Raw genomic sequence first — 1,822 nt, forward strand, 5'->3', positions numbered from 1 at the left:
GCGACAAAGTAACTGCACAAACTATACAGAAATACATCCAATATCAAAGAGCAGAAGAAGACAGACGCCAGTTAAAACTTGACTTTTAAGATACCCCGCAGCTTGCTGCGGGGAGTATGTCATTTGCTAAGGAAAAAATCATAGACGGTAAACGTTATATTATATACCATAATCAAAAACGAGCAAAACAGGATGAGAAAGAACGCGACGAACTACTTTTCAAGATAACAAACTCATTAAATAATCTTGAGGAAAAATTGCTTGATGGTAAAACAGTCCTGCATACAGATATATCAGATTTAACCTTAGAAAAAGTAATAGAGACATATAAATCCTTAGGACATATTGAGAGTTGTTTTCGTGACTTAAAATCAGTTCTAAAATTAAGACCTATACGACACTACACACCAGAAAGAGTAATAGCACATATTTTTGTTTGTGTAATTGCTTTACTTTTGGGAAGAATGCTTGAATATATTTGTGCTAAGAAAAAGTATCCCATAACAGCAGCATCTGCATTAGAAGCACTCAGTGACATTAAAATTACTACTAACACTTTGAAGAATGAAGTAAGAGAATTTCAAGTTAAAAGCATAACCCCAATAGAAGGCAAAGCACACAAAATTTTAGGATTTTTGGGGTTGTCAAAGACCCAAAGGGTTGTTGTTAGCGAAAAAACCTAACAACCAAAAACCCGACCTGATTTTCCCGACGGAACGATTGTCGGAAAACGCGTAGTGAAAAAAACGCCATTTTTCCAATTTTTTTCCGACGATGTCAAAAATCAACTGTTAAACTCGGGAACAACGGGGCAGACATTAGCAAAAAAATTATTTTCCATTTATGTCATCAAATAACTCTCTTCGTTCAATTTTTTCCATATCATTGTGTAAGATAGGTAATTGCTTTTTCATAATATTCCAAACAATTTTGTAATCAATCCCAAAATAAAAGTAAGCTATTTTATCACGTATACCTGCAAGTTGTTTCCATGGAATATATGAATGATTTGTCTTGAGTATTTCAGATATATTTTTTGTTGCTTCACCAATAATCTCTAAATTATGCACTACTGCATCTTTAGTTTTTTTGTCATTAAGAAATTCCTCATAATTCATTTTTCCGATATAGTCAAAGATATTTTCAATTGATTGTTTTATATCCTGAATGAAATCAATATCGTGTCTTTTAGACATATATTAAATTATTTTTCAGTTCCTCTTTCATTTCTTTTTTAACTCGCTCCACCCTTATCCCTTCTAACCCATCAGGAGTAATCACATCTACCGCTTTACCTAATTTCTGCTCTAAATATTCGCAAAAATCTACAAATTCTAAACCAATGGGTTTGGAAAATTTCACAAATATATCTACATCGCTATCTATATTTGATTTGTTTTTTACTGTTGAACCAAAAACACCAATTTTCTGAACACCATATTTATTTATCAGATATGGCAATTCTTTTTTAAGTATACTGATTGCATTTTTTCTATTCATAATTTACAAGTTAGCACTCACTTCATTCGTGCATACGAATTATCGCAAATTCTTATTCACATGAACATTTGATTTCTTCTTTCTGATAGAATGACATATTTAGTTGTATAGATTATACAAAAAAATAAAAAAATTGCAATAAAAAAATGACCACACCACCATGTCTGCAAAACAAAGTTTTGCTATCGCAAAAAGAGGTGGCGTAGTAATTTTAGGTTGCTAATAACTGACTTGGCTGAACTTAATCCAGTTGATATTTGAAACATCTACACCAGCCAATTCTAATGGAGATTTTCCATTTTTGTGTTTGTTCTTTTTACGG

At 31.9% G+C, this 1,822-nt stretch carries 3 protein-coding genes; 1 reads left to right on the top strand and 2 read right to left on the bottom strand.

Annotated elements, in window-relative coordinates; translation table 11 throughout:
- Positions 1-116: 116 nt before the first annotated feature.
- Positions 117-683, top strand: coding sequence for a transposase (locus tag AB1349_14060; protein MEW6558449.1), 567 nt, complete (start codon positions 117-119; stop codon positions 681-683).
- A gap of 147 nt (positions 684-830) precedes the next feature.
- On the opposite strand, the gene AB1349_14065 is transcribed toward AB1349_14060, so the two are convergent.
- Both AB1349_14065 and AB1349_14070 read right to left on the bottom strand, forming a co-directional pair.
- Positions 831-1,196 (bottom strand): DUF86 domain-containing protein, encoded by a 366-nt coding sequence (locus AB1349_14065; GenBank protein ID MEW6558450.1) that lies wholly within the window; start codon positions 1,194-1,196, stop codon positions 831-833.
- Entirely contained in the window at positions 1,189-1,500 is a 312-nt protein-coding gene (locus AB1349_14070; GenBank protein MEW6558451.1) for a nucleotidyltransferase domain-containing protein, read from the bottom strand. The genes AB1349_14065 and AB1349_14070 overlap by 8 nt, the downstream gene beginning before the upstream one ends.
- Positions 1,501-1,822 lie beyond the last annotated feature (322 nt).

It is taken from the genome of Elusimicrobiota bacterium (genome assembly GCA_040757695.1).
Classification (GTDB): domain Bacteria; phylum Elusimicrobiota; class UBA8919; order UBA8919; family UBA8919; genus JBFLWK01.